General features: G+C 71.2%; 21 protein-coding genes. 9 read left to right on the plus strand and 12 right to left on the minus strand.

Annotated elements, in window-relative coordinates:
* Nucleotides 1-21: 21 nt before the first annotated feature.
* Nucleotides 22-1,359, minus strand: coding sequence for a UDP-glucose/GDP-mannose dehydrogenase family protein (locus AB0P06_RS07240; RefSeq protein WP_363605721.1), 1,338 nt, complete (start codon nt 1,357-1,359; stop codon nt 22-24).
* Between the two features lie 618 nt (nt 1,360-1,977).
* Between AB0P06_RS07240 and AB0P06_RS07245 the strand changes: the two genes are divergently transcribed.
* Nucleotides 1,978-3,201: a beta-ketoacyl-ACP synthase II gene (locus AB0P06_RS07245; RefSeq protein WP_363605723.1), complete on the plus strand. Its 1,224-nt coding sequence runs from the start codon at nt 1,978-1,980 to the stop codon at nt 3,199-3,201.
* Between the two features lie 20 nt (nt 3,202-3,221).
* On the opposite strand, the gene AB0P06_RS07250 is transcribed toward AB0P06_RS07245, so the two are convergent.
* Nucleotides 3,222-3,830 carry an NAD(P)H-dependent oxidoreductase gene (locus tag AB0P06_RS07250; protein WP_363605725.1) on the minus strand — a complete coding sequence of 203 codons (609 nt, stop codon included), beginning with the start codon at nt 3,828-3,830 and terminating at the stop codon, nt 3,222-3,224.
* 80 nt (nt 3,831-3,910) lie between these two features.
* Here AB0P06_RS07250 and AB0P06_RS07255 point away from each other — a divergent pair, with 80 nt between their 5' ends.
* From AB0P06_RS07255 to AB0P06_RS07270, 4 genes are all read left to right on the plus strand, one after another.
* Nucleotides 3,911-4,558 (plus strand): class I SAM-dependent methyltransferase, encoded by a 648-nt coding sequence (locus AB0P06_RS07255; RefSeq protein ID WP_363605727.1) that lies wholly within the window; start codon nt 3,911-3,913, stop codon nt 4,556-4,558.
* 52 nt (nt 4,559-4,610) lie between these two features.
* Nucleotides 4,611-5,063, plus strand: a complete 453-nt coding sequence (locus AB0P06_RS07260) for a hypothetical protein (RefSeq protein WP_363605729.1) — start codon at nt 4,611-4,613, stop codon at nt 5,061-5,063.
* Between the two features lie 7 nt (nt 5,064-5,070).
* A complete protein-coding gene (locus tag AB0P06_RS07265) occupies nt 5,071-5,565 on the plus strand; it encodes a peptidylprolyl isomerase (RefSeq protein WP_363605731.1) in 495 nt (164 codons plus the stop codon).
* A gap of 161 nt (nt 5,566-5,726) precedes the next feature.
* Nucleotides 5,727-6,380 (plus strand): class I SAM-dependent methyltransferase, encoded by a 654-nt coding sequence (locus AB0P06_RS07270; protein ID WP_363605733.1) that lies wholly within the window; start codon nt 5,727-5,729, stop codon nt 6,378-6,380.
* Between the two features lie 24 nt (nt 6,381-6,404).
* On the opposite strand, the gene AB0P06_RS07275 is transcribed toward AB0P06_RS07270, so the two are convergent.
* The gene (locus tag AB0P06_RS07275; RefSeq protein WP_363605735.1) at nt 6,405-7,445 is read right to left on the minus strand and encodes an SGNH/GDSL hydrolase family protein; all 1,041 of its coding nucleotides are present in this window, start codon (nt 7,443-7,445) and stop codon (nt 6,405-6,407) included.
* A gap of 307 nt (nt 7,446-7,752) precedes the next feature.
* Between AB0P06_RS07275 and AB0P06_RS07280 the strand changes: the two genes are divergently transcribed.
* A complete protein-coding gene (locus tag AB0P06_RS07280; protein ID WP_363605737.1) occupies nt 7,753-8,469 on the plus strand; it encodes a TNT domain-containing protein in 717 nt (238 codons plus the stop codon).
* 36 nt (nt 8,470-8,505) lie between these two features.
* Here AB0P06_RS07280 and AB0P06_RS07285 read toward each other — a convergent pair whose 3' ends face one another.
* From AB0P06_RS07285 to AB0P06_RS07295, 3 genes are all read right to left on the minus strand, one after another.
* Nucleotides 8,506-8,883 carry a hypothetical protein gene (locus AB0P06_RS07285; protein ID WP_363605739.1) on the minus strand — a complete coding sequence of 126 codons (378 nt, stop codon included), beginning with the start codon at nt 8,881-8,883 and terminating at the stop codon, nt 8,506-8,508.
* Between the two features lie 12 nt (nt 8,884-8,895).
* A complete protein-coding gene (locus AB0P06_RS07290) occupies nt 8,896-9,240 on the minus strand; it encodes a hypothetical protein (RefSeq protein WP_363605741.1) in 345 nt (114 codons plus the stop codon).
* Between the two features lie 345 nt (nt 9,241-9,585).
* Nucleotides 9,586-10,617: a LacI family DNA-binding transcriptional regulator gene (locus AB0P06_RS07295; protein WP_363605743.1), complete on the minus strand. Its 1,032-nt coding sequence runs from the start codon at nt 10,615-10,617 to the stop codon at nt 9,586-9,588.
* Between the two features lie 144 nt (nt 10,618-10,761).
* On the opposite strand from AB0P06_RS07295, the gene AB0P06_RS07300 reads away from it, so the two are divergent.
* Nucleotides 10,762-12,264 carry a sulfatase-like hydrolase/transferase gene (locus tag AB0P06_RS07300; RefSeq protein ID WP_363605745.1) on the plus strand — a complete coding sequence of 501 codons (1,503 nt, stop codon included), beginning with the start codon at nt 10,762-10,764 and terminating at the stop codon, nt 12,262-12,264.
* 3 nt (nt 12,265-12,267) lie between these two features.
* Here AB0P06_RS07300 and AB0P06_RS07305 read toward each other — a convergent pair whose 3' ends face one another.
* The 3 genes from AB0P06_RS07305 to AB0P06_RS07315 form a co-directional block, all read right to left on the minus strand.
* Nucleotides 12,268-12,990: a DUF4232 domain-containing protein gene (locus tag AB0P06_RS07305; protein WP_363605747.1), complete on the minus strand. Its 723-nt coding sequence runs from the start codon at nt 12,988-12,990 to the stop codon at nt 12,268-12,270.
* Between the two features lie 148 nt (nt 12,991-13,138).
* Entirely contained in the window at nt 13,139-13,660 is a 522-nt protein-coding gene (locus AB0P06_RS07310; RefSeq protein ID WP_363605749.1) for an AidA/PixA family protein, read from the minus strand.
* 126 nt (nt 13,661-13,786) lie between these two features.
* Entirely contained in the window at nt 13,787-14,296 is a 510-nt protein-coding gene (locus AB0P06_RS07315; protein WP_363605751.1) for an inclusion body family protein, read from the minus strand.
* A 55-nt stretch (nt 14,297-14,351) separates the two neighbouring features.
* On the opposite strand from AB0P06_RS07315, the gene AB0P06_RS07320 reads away from it, so the two are divergent.
* The gene (locus AB0P06_RS07320; RefSeq protein WP_363605753.1) at nt 14,352-14,879 is read left to right on the plus strand and encodes a transposase; all 528 of its coding nucleotides are present in this window, start codon (nt 14,352-14,354) and stop codon (nt 14,877-14,879) included.
* A gap of 259 nt (nt 14,880-15,138) precedes the next feature.
* On the opposite strand, the gene AB0P06_RS07325 is transcribed toward AB0P06_RS07320, so the two are convergent.
* The 3 genes from AB0P06_RS07325 to AB0P06_RS07335 all read right to left on the minus strand — a co-directional run bounded on the left by AB0P06_RS07325 (nt 15,139) and on the right by AB0P06_RS07335 (nt 18,005).
* Nucleotides 15,139-16,521: a Dyp-type peroxidase gene (locus AB0P06_RS07325; protein ID WP_363605755.1), complete on the minus strand. Its 1,383-nt coding sequence runs from the start codon at nt 16,519-16,521 to the stop codon at nt 15,139-15,141.
* An 83-nt stretch (nt 16,522-16,604) separates the two neighbouring features.
* Nucleotides 16,605-17,177, minus strand: a complete 573-nt coding sequence (locus AB0P06_RS07330; protein ID WP_363605757.1) for a hypothetical protein — start codon at nt 17,175-17,177, stop codon at nt 16,605-16,607.
* Nucleotides 17,178-17,324: 147 nt separating this feature from the next.
* Nucleotides 17,325-18,005 (minus strand): GAP family protein, encoded by a 681-nt coding sequence (locus tag AB0P06_RS07335; RefSeq protein WP_363605759.1) that lies wholly within the window; start codon nt 18,003-18,005, stop codon nt 17,325-17,327.
* Nucleotides 18,006-18,355: 350 nt separating this feature from the next.
* Between AB0P06_RS07335 and AB0P06_RS07340 the strand changes: the two genes are divergently transcribed.
* Nucleotides 18,356-19,477, plus strand: coding sequence for a catalase family protein (locus tag AB0P06_RS07340; protein WP_363605761.1), 1,122 nt, complete (start codon nt 18,356-18,358; stop codon nt 19,475-19,477).
* Nucleotides 19,478-19,481 lie beyond the last annotated feature (4 nt).

The following is a 19,481-nucleotide window of genomic DNA, read 5'->3' on the forward strand; positions in this document are numbered from 1 at the left end:
TTCCCGCCCGGACCCGTCGCCCTAGCTCGGACGGCCCAGCGCCCGGTACGTCCAGCCGGCCGCGCGCCAGGCGGCGGCGTCCAGGACGTTGCGTCCGTCGAGCAGCCGGCGCTCCTCGACCACGGCGCCCAGCTCGGCCGGGTCGAGGTCGCGGAACTCCTTCCACTCGGTGAGGTGCAGCACCACGTGCGCGCCCTCGGCGGCCTCCAGCGGAGACCCGGCGTAGGCCAGACCGGGGAACATCTTGCGGGCGTTGTCCATCGCCTTCGGGTCGTACACGGTGACCTGCGCGCCCTGGAGCTGTATCTGGGCGGCGACGTTGAGCGCGGGGGAGTCCCGGATGTCGTCCGAGTCGGGCTTGAAGGCCGCGCCGAGAACGGCGACCCGGCGGCCGAGGAAGCCGCCCCCGCACTGCTCGCGGGCCAGCTCGACCATCCGGGAGCGGCGCCGCATGTTGATCGAGTCGACCTCGCGCAGGAAGGTCAGCGCCTGGTCGGCGCCCAGCTCGCCGGCCCGGGCCATGAACGCGCGGATGTCCTTGGGCAGGCAGCCGCCGCCGAAGCCGAGGCCGGAGTTGAGGAACTTGCCGCCGATCCGCTCGTCGTAGGCGAGGGCGGTGCTCAGCTGGGTGACATCGGCGCCGGCCGCCTCGCAGACCTCGGCCATCGCGTTGATGAACGAGATCTTGGTGGCGAGGAAGGAGTTGGCGGCGGCCTTGACCAGCTCCGCGGTGGCGTAGTCGGTGACCATGAACGGCACCCCGGCCGCGATCGGGTCCGCGTACACCTCGCGCAGCAACTGCTCGGCGCGCTCGCTGCGGGCGCCGACGACGATGCGGTCCGGGCGCAGGGTGTCCTGGACGGCGAAGCCCTCGCGCAGGAACTCCGGGTTCCAGGCGAGTTCGGCGCCCTCGCCGACCGGCGCGAGCGCGGCCAGCCGCTCGGCCAGCCGGCCCGCCGAGCCGACCGGCACGGTGGACTTGCCGACCACCAGCACCGGGCGGGTCAGATGCGGGGCGAGCGCATCGATCGCGGCGTCGACGTAGCTCATGTCGGCGGCGAACTCGCCCTTGCGCTGCGGGGTGTTGACGCAGACGAAGTGCACGTCGCCGAACTCGGCGGCCTCCTGGGCGGAGGTGGTGAAGCGCAGCCGGCCGGTCGAACCCTCGTGTCCGGCCACGTGCTTGAGCAGCAGCTCGGACAGGCCCGGCTCGTACATCGGGACCTGGCCCGCGGTCAGCGTGGCGATCTTCTCCGGGTCGATGTCCAGGCCCAGGACCTCGAAGCCGAACTCCGCCATGGCGGCGGCGTGGGTGGCGCCGAGATAGCCGGTACCGATCACGGAGATGCGGAGGGTCACTGGTTCCCCTTTGCGGAATCTCGACCTGGACTGACATGACCTGCGAGCACCGATGCTATCCGCCCCTACGGGCCGTCCTGCCAGCACCGATGTTTCGGCCGCCGACGGCGCGGTTTTCGGGCGGGGAGGGGCGGGGCGGGGCGGGCGGCGGCGCGATCCCGGCACTACCCCCGCGCGTGGGCTGTGACGGACGGCACAGTGCGCGCATGGATCCGAAGCCCGAGCGCACGGACGAATCCGCCGAGCCCGCCGGGGCCGCCGGGCCCCGGCGGGAGGGGCTCGGCATCTTCGGGCCGCCGGGGGAGGACGGCGCTCGACGAGCGCGCGGCCGCCCAGCTCTGGGAGGCGATGCGCAACGACCGGATGGCGCGGTACTTCCAGGAGCACCGCACCGGCGACACCCTGGGAAGGACGTCAACTGACCCGGCCGGCCGGGGCACTCACTTCGGGAATTAGAAGAAACCTACAAGGCTGCCCCGGTCGAATCGGTTGGCTTACACCCCCGAGTGGTCACCAACTCCCTGGCAGAGTGGCCGGTGAGCCGATCGCTCCCCGTACCGATCCGGGCGGGGGGTTGTATCTCCACCACAATCTCCACAACCACAGGAGGTTCGTTCGATGACTGCTGACACCAATCGCGTGGTGGTCACCGGGCTCGGGGCGACGACGCCGCTCGGCGGGGACGTCGCCTCGACCTGGGCCGCGATGCTGGCCGGGGAGTCGGGCATCCGCGCGATCGAGGAGGAGTGGGCGGCCGGGCTGCCGGTGCGGATCGCCGGGCGGCTGAAGGTGGAGCCGTCCGAGGTGCTGGACCGGGTGCGGGCCCGGCGGATGGACCGCTGCGAACAGGTGGCGCTGGTCGCCGCCCGGCAGGCGTGGGCCGACGCGGGCGCGCCCGAGGTGGACCCGGAACGGCTGGCCGTGGTGATCGGCACCGGGACGGGCGGGGCGACCACCATGCTCGCGCAGGACGACGTACTGGAGGCGTCCGGGGTGCGGAAGGTGTCGCCGCACACCGTGCCGATGCTGATGGCGAACGGTCCGGCGGCCTGGGTCAGCATCGAACTGGGCGCCCGGGCCGGCGCGCACACCCCGGTGAGCGCCTGCGCGTCCGGCGCGGAGGCGATCGCGATGGGCCTGGACCTGATCCGCCTCGGACGGGCGGACGTGGTGGTCGCGGGGGGCGCCGAGGCATGTGTCTGTCCGCTGCCGCTCGCCGGGTTCGCCCAGGCCAAGGCGCACTCCACGCGCAACGACGAGCCCGCGCGGGCGTCCCGGCCGTTCGACGTGGACCGGGACGGCTTCGTGATCGGCGAGGGCGCGGCGGTCGTCGTGCTGGAGCGGGCCGGGTTCGCCGCCGCCCGCCGGGCCCGGGCCCATGCCGCCCTCGCGGGTGCGGCGGTCACCTCGGACGCGTACCACATCACGGCGGCCGCGGCCGAGGGCCAGGTCCGCGCGATGCGGCGGGCGGTGGCCGAGGCCGGTCTCGCCCCACAGGACATCGCCCTCGTCCACGCCCATGCCACCTCCACCCAGCTGGGCGACCTGGTCGAGGCGGAGTCGGTGACCGAGGCGATCGGCCTCCACCCGGCCGTCACCGCCACCAAGTCGATGACCGGCCACCTCTTCGGCGCGGCCGGTGCGATCGGCGCGCTGGCCGCCGTACTGGCCCTGCGCGACGGCGTCGTCCCGGCCACGCTCAACCTCGAAACCCTCGACCCGGCCGTCAAGTTGGACGTGGTCGCGGGCGCACCGCGGAAGGGTGCCCTGACCGCGGCCCTGACCAACTCCTTCGGTTTCGGCGGGCACAACGCCTCGCTGGTCTTCACACCGGCGCCCTGAGACCGGGGGCCGGGACCGCCTCAGCCGATCAGGGCGGCCGCCTCCTGCCGGGCCTGGCGGAGCCAGGCCGCGCGGGCGGTCCCGGTCGAGTCCGTCACCGTGCGGAAGACGACGCGGCGGATGTCGTCGACGCCGACGTAGGGGAGCACGCAGGCGGCCCAGATGCGGTGCAGCGGGTCGCCGAACTCGCCCAGCTCGCGCGCCTCCGGGGTGTCGGAGGTGTTCAGCACCAGCGCCCGCCCGGCCTTGAGCAGACCGGCCGGTTCGCCGTCCGCCGTGCCCAGCTTGTACGCGACGCCGGGGGCGAGCACCCGCTGGACCCAGCCGGTGAGGACGGCGGGCGGCATGCCCCACCAGTTGGGGTGGACGAGCACCAGCGCGTCGAGCGTGGCCACCTCGGCCCGGTGCAGGGCGAGTTGGGGGTCACGGGGGTCGGCGGCGTCGGCGACCGTCCCGGTCTCCTCGGCGGTCAGCACGGGCTCGAACCCCTCCGCGCACAGGTCGTGCGCCAGTACCTCGCACCCGCGCCCGCGCAGCTCGTCCACCACGGCCTCGTACAGTGCGTGGTTGAAGCTGCCCGGCCGCGGGTGGGCCAGGTAGACCCCGACCCGGCCGATCGTTGCGCTCATGTCCCGTTCCCCCTGGGCGAGATGGATGATCGATGCGAGGTGATGTTAAGGCTTGTCCGGCGGGGGTAGGGTGCCGGATCGTGACCGAGCCGGAGTTCCTGACCACCGCCCGGGCGTTCTACGACGCCATCGCCGCCGACTACGCGGACCGCTACCGCGACGAGCTGGCCGTCAAGCCGCTGGACCGCGCGATGCTGGCGTCCTTCGCCGAGCTGGTGCAGGCGTCCGGCGGCGGCCCGGTGGCCGAACTGGGCTGCGGACCTGGCCGGGTGACGGCGCACCTGGACGGGCTCGGCCTGGAGATCTCCGGCATCGACCTCTCGCCGGGGATGGTCGCGCTGGCCCGCCGCACCCACCCGGGGCTGCGGTTCGAGGTGGGGTCGCTGCTCGGCCTGGACCTCGCGGACGGCGCCCTGGCCGGGGCCGTCGCCTGGTTCTCGATCATCCACACCCCGCAGGACCGCCTGCCGGAGGTGTTCGCCGAGTTCCACCGGGTGCTCGCCCCCGGCGGCCATCTGCTGCTCGCCTTCCAGGTCGGCGACGAGCCCCTCCGGGTCGAGCGGCCCTTCGGCCACCCGGTCGCGCTGGACTTCCGCCGCCAGCAGCCCGACCACATCACCGCGTTGGCCCGGACGGCCGGCCTGGAGATCACCGCCCGCCTGGTCCGCGAGCCGGTCGCGGGGGTGGAGAAGACCCCGCAGGCGTACCTGCTGGCCCGGAAGCCCTGACCCGGAAGCCCCGGCCCGGAACCCGCCCGCAGGGGTGTGCGTCCACCAGGGCATGGGGAAGCGTGCGGAGCGGTCGGCCGGGGCCGGCTGCCTGGTGGCGGCGGCCGGGGCGGCGACCGGGTTCGGGGTGTGGTTGTACGGCGCCCGGCCGGGGTTGCGGGGCGGCTTCGAGGGCGAGCGGGACCTGAGCCTGCTGTCCGTGGAGCTCCCGGCGATGGTGCTCGGCGTACCGGCCGTCGCGCTCGCGGTGTGGGCTCTGGCGTCGGCCGCGCTCCGGGGGCGGGCCGTCGCCCCGGTGCTGCTGGCGGCGGTGGCGCTGGCCGCGCTGGCGTACGGTTGCCTGGCGTGGCTGGCGGCCGACTCCCGGCCGCCCGGTCCTGCCGCGGTCGCGCCGGCCGTGCGCGCGGCCCGTCTGCCCCCGGTGTTCGCCGGTGGCGTACACGCCACGACGCCGTGGGGGTGTTCCCCGGGGCTGTCGCGCGTCGGGGAACCGGCCGTGCCATGATCCCTGCATGGCTTCCAACGTTTTCTTCGACATCACCATCAACGACGAGCCCGCGGGCCGCATCGTCTTCAAGCTGTACGACGACGTCGTGCCCACCACCGCCAAGAACTTCCGCGAGCTGGCCACCGGCGAGCACGGCTTCGGCTACGCGGGTTCCTCGTTCCACCGCGTCATCCCGGGCTTCATGCTCCAGGGCGGCGACTTCACCCGCGGTGACGGCACCGGCGGCAAGAGCATCTACGGCGAGAAGTTCGCGGACGAGAACTTCAAGCTGAAGCACACCAAGCCGGGCCTGTTGTCCATGGCCAACGCCGGCCGCAACACCAACGGCTCGCAGTTCTTCATCACCACCATCGTGACCGACTGGCTGGACGGCAAGCACGTCGTCTTCGGCGAGGTCGTCGAGGGCCTGGACCTGGTCACGAAGATCGAGTCGCTGGGCTCGCAGAGCGGCAGGACCAAGGCGAAGATCACCATCGCCGAGTCCGGCATCGTCGCCTGAGTACCGCCTCGCGCGCTGCTTTCCGCACCGCCCCGGAGTAGGAAGTCGGCTGGGCCGACCTTCCCCTCCGGGGCGGCGGTGTTTCCACGGCGGTCGGCCCGCTTCCGGGGCCGCCGGACCGGCCGGGCCCGACCCGCGTGCGGACACTATGCTCCTCCAGCGTGACGGACTTACAGCAACTGGCTGCCACCCGCTCGTCCTACGACGGCATCGCCGATGACTATGCCGCGCGCGTGACGACGCTGTTCGCGGAGGACCGGGTGGGCCGCCCGATGCTGGCGGGGTTCGCCGAGCTGGTGGAGGCCTACGGCGGGCAGCCGGTGGCCGACCTCGGGTGCGGTCCCGGCCATGTCACCGCGCACCTGGCCGCGCTCGGTGCGGCCGTGTTCGGGGTGGACCTCTCGCCGAGGATGGTGGAGATAGCCCGCCGGACGTATCCGGACCTGCGGTTCGAGGTGGGCTCGATGACGGCCCTGGACCTCCCCGACGGCGGACTCGGCGGGATCGTGGCCTGGTGGTCGATCGTCCACACGCCGCCGGAGGTCCTGCCGGTGGTGTTCGCGGAGTTCCGCCGGGTCCTGGCGGTGGGCGGCCACCTGCTGGTGGGGTTCCACGTCGGTGACGAGCACCTGCGCCCGGAGCGCTCGTTCGGCCGGGCGGTGTCCTACGACGTCTACCTGTCGCAGCCCGATCGCCTTGCCGAACTGCTGGGCGAGGCCGGGATCGCCGTCACCGCGCGGCTGGTGTGCGAGGGGCGGAAGTGGCCGCAGGCGGTGCTGCTGGGGCAGAAGTCCGCTGCGGCGCGCCACGGTTGAGCGGCGACTGAGCGGCGTCGAAGGTCAGCCGTCGAGGAGCGCCTGGCGGACGGCGGGCTCGACGAGTTCGGCGATCGCGCACTGGCCCTGCTCGTTGGGGTGGAAGAACGTCTGCCGCCGGCCCGGGGCGAGGCCGGCGCAGGACGCGGCCGGCCAGTCGCTCCCGGGGGCCGCGGTGCCGCAGAACCCCTCCAGCCACTTCACCTCGGCGGCCCGGCAGGCGTCGTGGCCCCGGCTCGCGGTGTCGGTGTCGACGAAGCGGTCGCCGAAGTAGCCGGAGACGGCCCGGATGGTGCTGTTGAGGCGCTGCTCCAGCTCCCGCAGCCAGGGGATGTCCGCCCGCGCGAGGGTGGACGTCCCGGTGGGGTCCCCGTAGCCGCACTCACCGGGGTCGGCGGGCAGCAGGGACGGGTAGCCGATCGTGATCACCTTGGCGTTCGGGGCCTTGCGGTGGACGTCGCCGAGCATGGTGACGTAGTCGTCCTCGATCCGGTCGAGGCGGTCCGCGACGCTCTTCACGCCCGCGGGCGGGTTCTCGTAGTAGTCCCGGCAGGGCTGCCCCCGGCCGTCGGCGGCGCCGAGCGCGAGACATCGGGTGATCAGCTCGCCGAACGGCAGGCTGTTCCCGCCGACCCCGACGGTGACGACGTCGGTCCGGTCGTCGATCCCGGCCCGCTCGATCTGCGGTGGCACCTGCGGCCAGCCGCCGGCCGGCTCCGCCGGGTCGTCCACACCGGCGCCCCGGCCGATCGGGGTCTGCGGTTCCCTGGTGAGGTGCGGGATCGCCGCGTTGCCGCAGCTGACGTCGCGGAGCTCCACGAACAGCCCTTCAGGGGGGTACGCGTGGAGCCGCCGGTTGACCACGTCCGGGTAGGAGCCCGGGGTCCGCTCGCATCCGTCGGGGTGGTCGTCGCGCCGCCCGGTGAAGAGGCCGGCGGTGTAGGAGTCGCCCAGCGCCACCCAGGTGTAGTGGTCCCCGCCACGCACCGCCGCGGTGGCGGGTACGGCCGTGGGCGCGGCCAGCGCCAGCGCCGCGGCGGCCGGCCAGAACCTCTTGCCTCGCATGCTGTCCCTTCCTGCCGAGGCGGCGCACGGGAGTGCGGTCACGCCGTCGTGCCCGGCGGTCGCGTGGCGACGCGGAACCGTCACCACGGGTGCACGGTACGTGACGGCAGGTGCCTCCGCCGCGCGCCGGAAGGGGGCCCCGGCGAGGCCTCGCCGTTCTGCTCAGGACCAAAGGGGTGAAGGGGTTCACCCTTTCGGCGTTTCGTCTGCGAATCACCGCGTCGGCGGCGTGTAGCTTCCGTGCCGACGCGGCTGCCGCACAACCGTCCTGTCGCGTCGTCAACTCCCCGTCGAGAGGACGCAGTAGATGCGACGCAACGCCCTGGCCGCCTGTTCCCTGGCGGCCGCCCTGCTGGTCACCGGGGCGGCCGCCACCGAGAGCGCGGCCGCGACGGCCATGGTCGACCCGGCACCCCAGGACTGCCCGAGGGAGGCCGACCGGCCGACGCCGGACGATCTCAAGAAGTACTACTGCGGTTTCAAGGAGTTGGGCCCCGCGACCCTGCCCGCCGGGCAGCCGGTCGCGGCGCTGCTCAAGGACTACCGGCGTTTCGGGGGGTTGACGCCCGACGACTTCCTGAAGTGGTACCGGGAGGGCCTGAACTGGAAGTACCCGGCCAACAACGGCTTCAGGGACGACGGAGACAAGTTCGACGAGACCGTGGTCTCGCTCCCCACGGGCAAGCTGCTCGATCGCTTCGGTGAGAACTCCGGCGGGTTCCTGGCCGACGCGGGGACCTCCTTCGCGCAGCGGTCGCTGACACCGCAGAGCCTCGACTACGAGGTCGACCAGAAGCCGACGAGCGGGTACCACTGCTTCTCGGTGCTGAATCCGTTCAGCGTCCAGGAGGGGCACATCGCGGCGGCGTACGCCCAGCCGGGCAACGGCGTCCAGCAGTGGCTGGACCCGGCCTTGACGCCGAAGGAGCTGAAGGACGCGGGCGAGAAGTTCAGCCCCGAGAACCTCATCAAGCATCACTACCTGCAGGAGGAGAAGCCCGAGACGTGCGCGGCCACCGGCTGAGGCCGGATCGCGGGCGGCCGGCCGGGGCGGGCGGGCTCAGCAGCTCTCCTCGACGTAGAGGAGCGTCCGGCCGTCCCCGGAGGCGAACTCGTACGGGCGGTAGCTCGGCGTACAGGTGGCACCGAGCAGGTTCTTGATCGCGTGCCAGGTCGTGGCCCGGCCGGTGGAAGGCACATGGCGGAAGTGCCCTCCACCGCCCTCTCCGATGATCATCTCGTCGGCCTGAAGTGCCAGACGCTTGGCGAGATTCCGCTGGAGCGGGCCGCGGACCTTCCGCCACCGCTGACCGGTGTCGTCGACGAACTCCTCACGACCGGCGGGGGACGGGATGCCCCTGCCGTACGAGTCCCGGGCCGGCGGCAGGGCGGCCATCATCTCTGCCAGTGTCGTGGTCTGTGAACGCTTCTCGGACATGGCCCAAGCCTCTCAGGAGACGGAAGCCGGGTCCGGGCCGGACGGCCGGGCAGGGTGGACGCGGGTGGCGTGCCAGGTGCTGTTGCGGCCGGCGGCCTCGCGGTAGGCGATGCGCTGGACGGCGGTGAGGAGGCGGTAGAGGGAGAGGACGGCATCGGACTCGTCGGCCTCGTAGCCGAGTTCGTGGATGAAGGCTTCGAGCTGGGGCCAGTCGAAGTCGTCGGGGGCCGGGGGGAGCAGGGCGGGGAGGAGATGGCGGTCGGTGTGCGCGGTGAAGGCGGTGGCCACGGCGTAGCGGGTGGCGGCTAGCGCGTTGGTGAGCAGCAGGTCGAGGGGCGGGGCTGGGGTGTCTGACACGACGGGCTGCGCCTTTCCGAGGAGGGGCGGGGTCTCCCGTGGGGCCCTCACCGGTTCGGTGCGGCCCCCGCGGGTGGTGTGCAGGGTAGGCGGTGGAACCGGGCTGGTGGGCGAATCCGCTGGTCGTGGGTGTGCCGGTGTGTTGATGCGTTCACCCCGAGGGGTCGGATCGGCAGGTTCGGGTCCGAACCGTTCTGGTGGCCGATCCATACCCGTTGGCGTGCGGCGGACACGGCGATTCCGGGTTTCTTGTGCGGCGCACCGGTGGGCGGTGACGCCCGTGCGCCCCCGTGATCGGCAACGCGGCGGGAGCCGCCCCGTGCGCCCGGCCGCGCGGTCGGGCGGTCAGCCGGACGCGCGGACCAGGAGGCGGGGGCGGGGGCCGGTGACCGACGGGCCGCCCGAGCCCTGCAGCAGGTGCTCGATCGCGGTGGCGACGGCGGCGGCGGTGTCGGTGGGGTCGTAGTACGTCGTGGTCAGTGCGGGCCGGAGCGCCGCGCCGAGCGGCAGGTTGCCCGAGCCGACCACGGCGATGTCGCCGGGGACGTCGAGCCCGGCGTCCCTGAGTTCCTGGATCAGCACCAGGGCGAACTCGTCGTTGTACGCGTAGACGGCGTCCGGGCGCAGGGCCGGATCGCGCCAGGCGGCCGCCGCGGCGGCGAGGGCTCCGTCGTCCAGCTCGCAGTCGACCCGCTGGACCGGCACGCCCGCGGCTCCGGCGGCCGCGGTGACGGCCTCGAAGCGGGCGCGGCCGACGGCGGCGATGTCGCCCCCGGGCACGAGGCAGGCGAGGCGGCGGCGGCCGCTGTCGATCAGGTGACGGGTGGCCAGCTCGGCGACGGCGGCGCCGGCCACCACCAGCGTCGGCGCGTACGGCAGTGCGCGCGGGCCGGTCAGCAGGACGGCGTCCACTCCGGCGCGGCGCAGGAACGCGGCGGCCTCGGGCGGGCAGCGGTCCGCGTCCGCGACGACGGCGGCCGGGCGCAGCTGGGCCCAGGCCCTGGCGCCGTCCACGCCTTCGGCCCTCCGGTCGCCGTGGAGCAGGAGGTTCAGGCCGCGCCGGGAGAGTTCCTGGCTGAGCGCCTCGAAGTACCGGTGCCGGGTCGGCCCCATGGGCAGCCGGGGCATCGGGGCCAGCACCAGATCGCTGCGGCCGGAGCGGAGCGTGCGCGCGGTGCTGTGGGGGGTGTAGCCGAGTTCCCGTACGGCCGCCAGGACGCGCAGGCGGGCCTGCTCCCCGATCGGGCGCTCGGAGCGGCCGTTGAGGACGTACGAGACCGTGGCCCGGGAGACGCCGGCGAGCCGGGCCACGTCCGCGCTGGTGGGCCGCCGTCCGCCCCGGGGGTTTTCGTGGTCGGCGGTGTCGTACGCGGTCATGCGCGCACCCTAACCGATGCTGCGGCACGTGTCACCCGAACAGTTGGTGAACGGGCGTGGATGCCGGAAAACACCAGGTGAAAGCTGGCTGAGGGGCTTTGCCGGTGTCGTTGACACGTGTCACCTTGGCGGTGCACTCCGGCGGTGACACGTGTCAACGCCGACCACCCCAGCACCAAGGAACGGCCCATGGACCAGCGCCCGAACTTCGTGATCTTCATGCCGGACCAGCTGCGCGCCGACGCCCTCGGCACCTTCGGCAACCCCCTCGTCCGCACCCCGCACCTGGACGCGCTCGCCGCCCGCGGCACCCGCTTCGACAACGCCTACGTCCAGCACCCGGTCTGCTCCCCGAGCCGGGCCTCCCTGCTCACCGGCTGGTACCCGCACACGGCCGGCCACCGCACCCTCACCCACCTGCTCAAGCCGCACGAGCCCAACCTGCTGCGCATCCTCAAGGACGCCGGCTACCACCTCGCCTTCGCCGGTGCGCGCGGCGACACCTTCGCACCCGGGGTGGCCGAGGAGAGCGTCCACGAGTACGGCTTCGCCGCCCCGCCGACCTCCGACTACCGCCGCCCCTACCCCGACGGCATCTGGTCCCGGCTGTTCTACAAGGGCCGGCTGCCCGACGACGACGGCACCGACTTCGACGAGGCGGCGGTGTGCACCGCCGAGGAGTGGCTGCGGGAGCCGCCCGCCCGGCCCTGGGTGCTCTTCCTCCCGCTGGTCGCGCCGCACTGCCCGTTCCAGGCGCAGGATCCCTGGTTCTCCCAGTACGGCCGCGACGCCGTCCCCGACCCGGTGCCGCCGGGCGACCCGGCCGGCGAGCCCCGTTACATGCGGGCGATCCGTGAGAGCTACGGGCTCGACCGGGTGGAACCGGAGCAGTGGCGGGAGGTGACCGCCACGTACTACGGCATGGTCTCGCGCCTCGACCACCACCTCGGCCGGGTGATGTCCGCCGTCGAGCGGGCCGGCGCCGCCGACCGCACCGTCACGCTCTTCTTCGCCGACCATGGCGAGTACTTGGGCGACTACGGCCTGATCGAGAAGTTCCCGTCCGCGATGCACGACTGCATCACCCGGGACCCGCTGGTCATCAGCGGCCCCGGCCTCGGCCTCGGCGAGGGCCAGGTCTGCGACGGGATGGTGGAGCTGGTGGACATCCTGCCCACCGTCCTCGAACTGGCCGGAGTGCAGGCCCCGCACCGTCACTTCGGGCGCAGCCTGGTACCGCTGCTGCACGATTCGGCGGCGCCGCACCGCCAGTACGCCTTCACCGAGGGCGGTTTCACCGTCGAGGAGGAACCGCAGCTGGAGCAGGCGCCGTTCCCCTACGACCGGAAGGCCGCACTGCAGCACGAGGACCCGGCGCTGGTCGGCAAGGCGATCGCGGTACGGGACCAGGAGTGGACCTACGTCTGGCGCCTGTACGAGCAGCCCGAGCTCTACCACCGCGCCACCGATCCGCACGAGCGCACCAACCTCGCCGGCCGCCCGCAGCACGCCGGTACCGAGGCCCGCCTGCGCGAGGCCGTCCTGCGCTGGTCGGTCGAAACGGCCGACGTGATCCCCTACGAGCCCGACCCGCGCCGGGCCGACGTCGCGCTCCCCGCCCCGGGGGCGACCCGGGCGCAGCCGTAGAGGTCAGCTGGTCGCGACGGCCGTGGCGGCGTCGTTCTGCCAGTACCCGAGGCGGACGTTCTCGAAGTCGACGGTGAGCTTCCCGCCGGGGGCGGCGACCTTGGCGGGGGCGCCGGAGGTGCCGGCGTCGGGGTCGGCGCCCTGGAGGTGGACGCCGAAGGAGGTGACGGACTCCCCCTTGTTGGCGGAGGCGGCGCTGGAGGTCTGGATGCTCGCGTAGCCGGTGGCGCCGGGCTGGAGGCGGACGAGGGACTGCGGCTTGCTCTCCTCGTTCACCGGGGAGACGGCCTGCTGGTCCTCGCTGAAGCGGATCACGGGGTAGCCGTACAGGTCGCAGCTGGTGCTTGAGGTGTTGGTGACTTCGAGCATGAAGTGGTTGATCGGCCGGGCCATGGTCTTCGCGGTGAGCTTGACCATGGCGGTGGTGCACGCCGGTGCGGTCCCGTTGCCGGCCTTGTCGGAGGCCGCCGTGGTGGGGGCGGCGGACGGCTTCTTCGTCCCGCTCGGTGTGGCGGGCTTGCCGGTGCCGGCACTCGGGGCGGGGGTGCCGGTGTCCGGCGCCGCCCCGGCGGGGGCGCTGCCGGCGCCGGCCGCCGCGGCCGTTGTCACGCCGGTGTCCGAGGGGGAGTTGTCGGGCCCGCAGGCGGCCAGGGTCAGGACGCAGGCGGCGGTGAGCGTGAGGGCTGCGGAGCGGGCGCCGCGGAGGCGGAAGGACATGCTGGTCATCCCCTGAAGTCTGGCCGGACGGTGGCGATTGAAAGGCTGTCAGCCATTTGTCACGGCTCTGTTCCGGAGCTCCGTCCGATGTGCCACAAGGGGGTGTGCCCGTCCGCAGGGCGTCCCTGCCCGGCGTGCGACCGTGGTCACCTCCCGATCAGGCCGGGGCAGGGGTCCCCATGAACGTGATGTTCACCGGCCAGGAGAAGTAGCCGACCACTTCTTCCCGGCCTTTGACGACCTGGAAGTGGAACTCGAAGTCACCGCTGCCGATCCCGGCGACCCGCATTCCCCAGGCATGGCCTTTCACGATATCTGTGTCGAATTCTCCGTTCTCCCCGTCGCCGCTTTGCGGGTGCGGCTGGCGAACCAGGTACACCAGAGGGTCGAACCCGTCGACAAGTTCGCTGTCGCCGATGCATCGGTACATCAGGGCGCTGTATTCTTCGTCGAACGGAAGTGCGGTCTCACGCCACCTGGCAAAACTGCCGGGCGGTACGCCGATGTAGAGCTCTCCTTCGGAGAGGCGGGTGAATTCGACCCCAGGGCTCACCGTGTGGACGTACCCGGGGGCCACTCTCGTCGGATATTCGGCATCGCGGGAATGTTCCTCATTCGTATCGAGGATCGCACGAGTGTCGAACATGGCGAGAATGTCGATAATTTTTTTTGGCTCCACGGATCCTCCTGCTTTCGCTGGCATTCCACGCTCACGTTCTTGGGCGCCGGTTTTCTGCGGGCGGACCGACGGCTCCGGTAGGCCGCCCGGCCCGGCCGGACGAGCCGGCCGGGCCGGGCGGAGGGCTCACTTCTCGATGTGGAGGTAGGGGTCCCAGGTGAAGTAACCCACCGGCTTCCCCTTCTTGTCGATGAGCTGGAAGTAGAAGTGGTAGTTGCCCTCGCCGCTGGCTTTCACGTTGGCGTACCAGTAGTGACCCGTCACCGTCTGGGGGTCGAAGTGGGCCGAGTCCTGCGGGGTCGGGGTCGGGAAGGGAAGGTTGGCCTCGGTCGACGTGGGTTCGGGCTTGCTGAGGAGCTTGCTGTCACCTTCGTACTGGTAGAGCAGGACGCTGTACTCGGAGTCGAACGAGTAGGTCGTCTCGCGCCACCGGATCAGGTCGCCCACCTCTGCGCTGATGTCCAGCTTGGCGCCGGTCTGGCCGGAATAGACGTTCTTCGTCTTGACCATCATGTAGACGTACTTGTCGGCCTCGTCGATCGGCGTCGGGTCGGACGACTTCTGAGACGGGTTCGGGTAGTCCTTGATGATGTCATCGGCATTGAACGCGATCAGCACATTGATGATTTCGGACATTGCTGCCATCCTCTTGTGTCCGTGGGGGTCAGAACTTTGCGGCAGACCGAAGGGCATGACTCAGTCCGCTCGAAGATCACACTATTCATGGCCTCGGAAGCTGCTCGGCGAGTGCCGTTTCTTATGGCTCTTCGAGTCGTTTGAGCAGGGCGTGGTGAGTCTCGTTGCACGCCTGGTCCCCGATGAGCTGTGGGAATCGTTCGTGAAGGTAGTACCTCCGGTGGAGGTGGCCCGGCCGCAGGGCGGCGGCCGACGCAGGGCCGGGGACCGTGAAGTGCTGGCCGGGATCGTCTTCGTGGTCACGGCGAACTGCACGTGGCGGGAGCTGCCCCCGGTCTTCGGCCCGCACTGGCAGACGGTCTACCGGCGCTTCAACCAGTGGAGCCGGGCGGGAGTCTGGGGGCGGTTGCACCTCGTCACGCAGCAGGGGCCGGGGGAGTCCGAGGAACTGGACTGGGTTCGCTTCGTTGTCGGCGCGCTGCACCGTTGTCGGATCCCCGGAGCGTCCGACGAAACCGAACCCGGTCAAGCGGGGCGGGGCCGAGACGGCGGTTCAGGGACAACGGCACCGCGGCGGCCCTGACCGCCGGGCTGTCCCGCCCACTTCGGCCCTCGGGCGGTCCACACACCAAAAGAAACAGAGACGGACCCCGAGTTCCTAGACCCTTGGAGTTACCGTCTTCCGTTCCGCGACCGGCCTGCTCGACCTGTTGACACGATGGCCACGACAAGATCGCCACGGCAGGTCGGTGATCACGGCCCCGTACGGGGCCGACGTGACGGGCTTCGCTGCCCGAGTGGGCCGGCTGTCCGGGGGCGGAAGAGCTGATCGGTCAGGGCGCTCAGTTCTCGAGCTCGGCGAGCCAGCGCAGGGCGCGCAGACCCGGCAGGAAGCAGTACTCGCCGCCCCGGGTGACGACGAAGCTCGGCAGGTTCCGCAGGCGGCGCCGGATGGGCCGCTCCGGGATGGTGACGCTGCCCGTCCCGTCGTGATGGCCGGCCACCGGGTCCTTTTCGCCCGGGTACCCGATGAAGTTGCCGTCGTTGACCCACTCGGACTTGATGAACTCGAACTGCCGGTCCAGGTGGGCGCAGATGAAGACCCCGATGAGGCCCCGGTCGGCGCCGTCGTCTTCGAGCACGCCCTCCGGCAGCGGCGGGCCGTAGCTGGTGCCGCGGCGGATGATGCGGTGCAGCCGGGCCTCCCCGACAATGGTGGAGTCGCGCGGGTTCACGCGCCGGATATGCGCACTGGCAGGGCACTTGAAGCCGCGGTCGTCGTCTTTCCGGTAGAGGAAATCATTGTTGCGGCGCGGATCCGCGCCCAGGGCCGCGTCATCGTGCTCCGGGGAGAGGGTCAGCGGCGCCCCGCTCGGCCAGCGCCCGATCATCTTCGCCCCCAGGAGCGTCTCCTCCTCGGGGCTGGAGGTGTTCGCGCGCAAGTACTGGCGCCAGGCGGCCACTTTGGTGTGGAGCTTGCGGAGGGCGAGGTAGGTTCCGTTGCGCCCCAGGACCTCCGGCCGCGGCATGGGCGGCAGATTGCCGGTCTCATCGGGATAGCCGAGGATGAACTCGCCGGCCTTGACGGGGGTTTCCCGGGGATTGGAGCCGGGGATACCGCTTCCCTCGATGCTGGGATAGCTGATTCCGTCGCGAAAGCCGAAGTTGGTGCGCCCGGTGGGGAGCTGGTGGACCTCGTGCTGCCAGATCACCTCGACACCGGGCAGCTCCTTCTGGGCGGCGAGGGCTCGCTTCAGCGCGTTCTCCAGACGTGCCCCATCGGGTGAGAGCGCACTCAGCACGATATGAACATCGGGGCTTCCGAACGGTGGCTCCCAATGGGCCGGATCACTTTCGCCGGTGTCGCCGATCACGTCCGCGCGCGCCGCCATGCCCTGCTGGAACGCGAGGGGAAAGCTGTCGAGGGAGTCCTGGGGCACCCCGAGGGCTCGTAGTCCCTGGTAGGTGAAGGCCACGGCGACCCAGGCGTCTTGATTCGGGTCGGCACCGGGGAGTCCACCACCGATCGCCGGGAGCAGCCACCGCAGCAGGGCACGCCCGGCATGGCGGTCGTCGACGCGCAGGAAGAAGAACCTGCCCACGTACGGCGCCGGCCGGGGATGGAGCGCTCCACTCTGGATGTCGTCGATATCGAGACTCACACCGGGCACGCTGTTGCTTGTCGCCGAGTCCATGATTGCGGTGTCTCCCTGGTAGGTCTTCATGGGTAATAGCCTGGCTGGGAGACACCAGCACGGCATTTGTTTCGGGGCGCCGGGCCGCGGAGGGCGTGAGCTGTTCGCAGGCCTCAGCCCGCGGCTTCGTCGAGCAGCTTCTGGAAGGCCGGTGTGGCCAGCAGTGCCGCGTTGGCCGGATTGTCGAGCGCCGCCCGGAACTCGGGGGTGTCGAGCACTTCCTGGAACGCCTCGCTCACGCGTTGATTCTTCCAGATCTGCTTGACGGTGAGTTCGGGGTAGGAACTGATGAAGGCGAGCGCAGGCGCCTGGTGGGCGACAAACCACTCCTTCGCCTTGGGGTCGGCAACGCCGGGGAATCCTTCCGAGTGCGAAAAGACCTTGTCGAAGTTATTCCCGACGACCGTCGTGGCGAAGTCGTCGATGTAGGTGTCCCAGGACCCGTCGAAGACGCTGGCGAACATGAACCGTGTGTCGTTGTCGAATATCACGTGCCGCGCGTCGTGCAATGTGCCGATCTGTTGCAGCGCCGCTCGATTCGCCTCGGACGCGTTCCTGATACCGGCGAGCGTCTCGCGCAGCGCATCCGCGTGGCCCGGCTTGATCTTGGTATAGACGGTGAATTCGCTGCACACCCCATCCTTCAGGCCCGGCCGCTCCGGCTGGCTTGTCTCTGTCGCAGCCATCGGTGTCCCTCCTTATTCGCGCCTGTTCCCGGAGTCCGAATCCTCGTGCCTCGCCAACGTATGACCGTCCCAACGACCGTGCAACCGCAACCAGTGAGGGGTCTATTCGCCGGAAGTGGGAATTCCCGTCACCGGCCGTCCGCGCGGTCAGGAGACGAGGATGCTGATGCCGTCGCCGAGCAGTTTCGCCCCGAGGACGAAGAACAGGGCCGCCATCACGGCGGCGTTGTGCCGGGCGGTCCAGTCCTTCCAGCTGCTGAGCACGCTCGTCGCCCGCTCGCCCGCGAACAGCAGGACCGCGAGTGGGGCCAGAAGTCCGAGGGATCCGATGACCACGAAGACCGCCAGCGATGCGACCTGCTGCCCGACGGGCAGCCCGGCCGCGCTGATCGAGGATGCTGCGGCGATGGTCAGCGAGGCGTTTTTGACATTGGCCGCCGACAGGGCCAGCCCGAGACCGGTGATCTTGATCGGTGTGAAGCGGTCGATCGCCGCCATCCACTTCGGAAGCTGCGCCTCCATGGCGGCGGTGGGGCGCCGACGCCACTGCCGCACACCGAACAGCACAAGCAGCAGTCCCAGCCCGGTCTTGAGGCCGCCCACCCAGGCCGCCGGCTGCTGGTGCCCGGTGGAGGCACCGCCCGACCCGCCGATCGCCAGCATCACCGCGCCCACCGCGGAGAGCCCCACGATCCAGCCGATGGTGAACAGCGGTCCGTTGAGCCGTCCTCGTGGCGTGACCAGCACCAGGATGACGGCGATGATCGGGAGCGGGCTGATCGCGACACCGGCCGCCAGGCCCAGCACATCACCGAGAACTTTGCCCATGGCGTCCTCCGGGCGGCGATCAGGGATGAACCGACCGGCCGGGCTCGGCCGAGCCGCCCCCGCCAAACTCCTCCGTGAGCTACCCGGACGCGCGCCGGGCGGGTGGAGAACCCCTCCACAGACATCATCGACCGCCTCGGCAGGCCGCGCGACATCAACAACAGGCGAGCCGGGCGGCCGTGTTCACCGCGCGGCAGCCTGCCGGCCGTGCCTACGCTGGTGGTGACCAGAGGTTGCGGGCAATCGCCGAGCCCGCGGGCCGACGGCGGCCGTGTGCGTCGTACGGCTCCGGCTCCGAACGTCAGGCGCCGCTCTCACGGGCGGAGCCGCCGATGAGAAGTGGTCGACTCATGTCATCACGGTTCATCCCCTACACCGCGGACGTCGAGGTCGCCGAACCCGACTTCGACGACAAGCTCCGGACAGTGATCGGGAAGACGGAGCGGTACATCACCGAGTCGGTCACAGCCGAGGGCACCGGCCTTGCGGTGCGTGACGCCCACGCCAAGGGGTACGGACTCGTCAGGGGAGAAGTCGAGATCCTCGACGGGGTCCCCGCCGAGTACGCACAGGGCATCTACGCGACACCAGGGCGGCACGACGCGCTCCTGCGCTTCTCCAACGGCTCACCGCATACCGGAGCCGACGCGCGACTCGGCCGCGCGACCGGACTGGCACTCAAGATCTTCGACGTCGACGGCCCGACCCTCCTGGACGACGAGCCCGACACCCGCACCTTCGACTACGCGCTCATCAACGCGCCGGTCTTCTTCTGCAACACCGTGGAGCACTACCTGTTCATCCAGGAGCTCTTCCTCGAAGCGCCCACCTATTTCGCCGAGGGGCCGCCCGGCCGGCATCGCTTCTACCACGACTTCGTGACCGGCATGGGCACGCTGGACCAGGACGATTGGGCGTGGGACGAGTTCCTGGCCTTCCTCACCGTGGCACAGCGGCCCCTGGTGAACATTCTGCTGTCGACCTACTGGACGATGGGTGCGGTCCGGCACGGTGACCACATCGCCAAGGTGCGGATCGCCCCCGACCCCCGCTCCGCCGCCGCCGTGGTCCAGCGCACCCTCGACCTGACCTCGGCGGCAGAGGTCTTCCGGCCGGCTCTCGTCTCCGAACTGCGGGACCGGCCGTACGCGTTCGACATCCAGGTGCAGCTCTGCACCGGCCTGGACCGGATGCCGGTCGAGGACGTCACCGTCGAGTGGCCCGAGCAGCTGTCCCCGTTCGTCACCGTGGCCAGGCTGCGCCTCCCGCAGCAGGACATCTCGGACGAGGACAACCTCAGGAGGATGGACGCGCTCTCCTTCACCCCGTGGCGGGTGACGGCCGCACACGCGCCCCTCGGCAGCATCATGCGGGCGCGCAAGGAGGTCTACCGCCGCTCCTCCATCGTGCGTCACCGGCTCAATCGTCAGGAGCGCACGGAACCGCGCAGCGCCGACGAGGTGCTGCCGTAGAGCG

Source organism: Kitasatospora sp. NPDC088351, from assembly GCF_040685575.1.
Taxonomy (GTDB): domain Bacteria; phylum Actinomycetota; class Actinomycetes; order Streptomycetales; family Streptomycetaceae; genus Kitasatospora.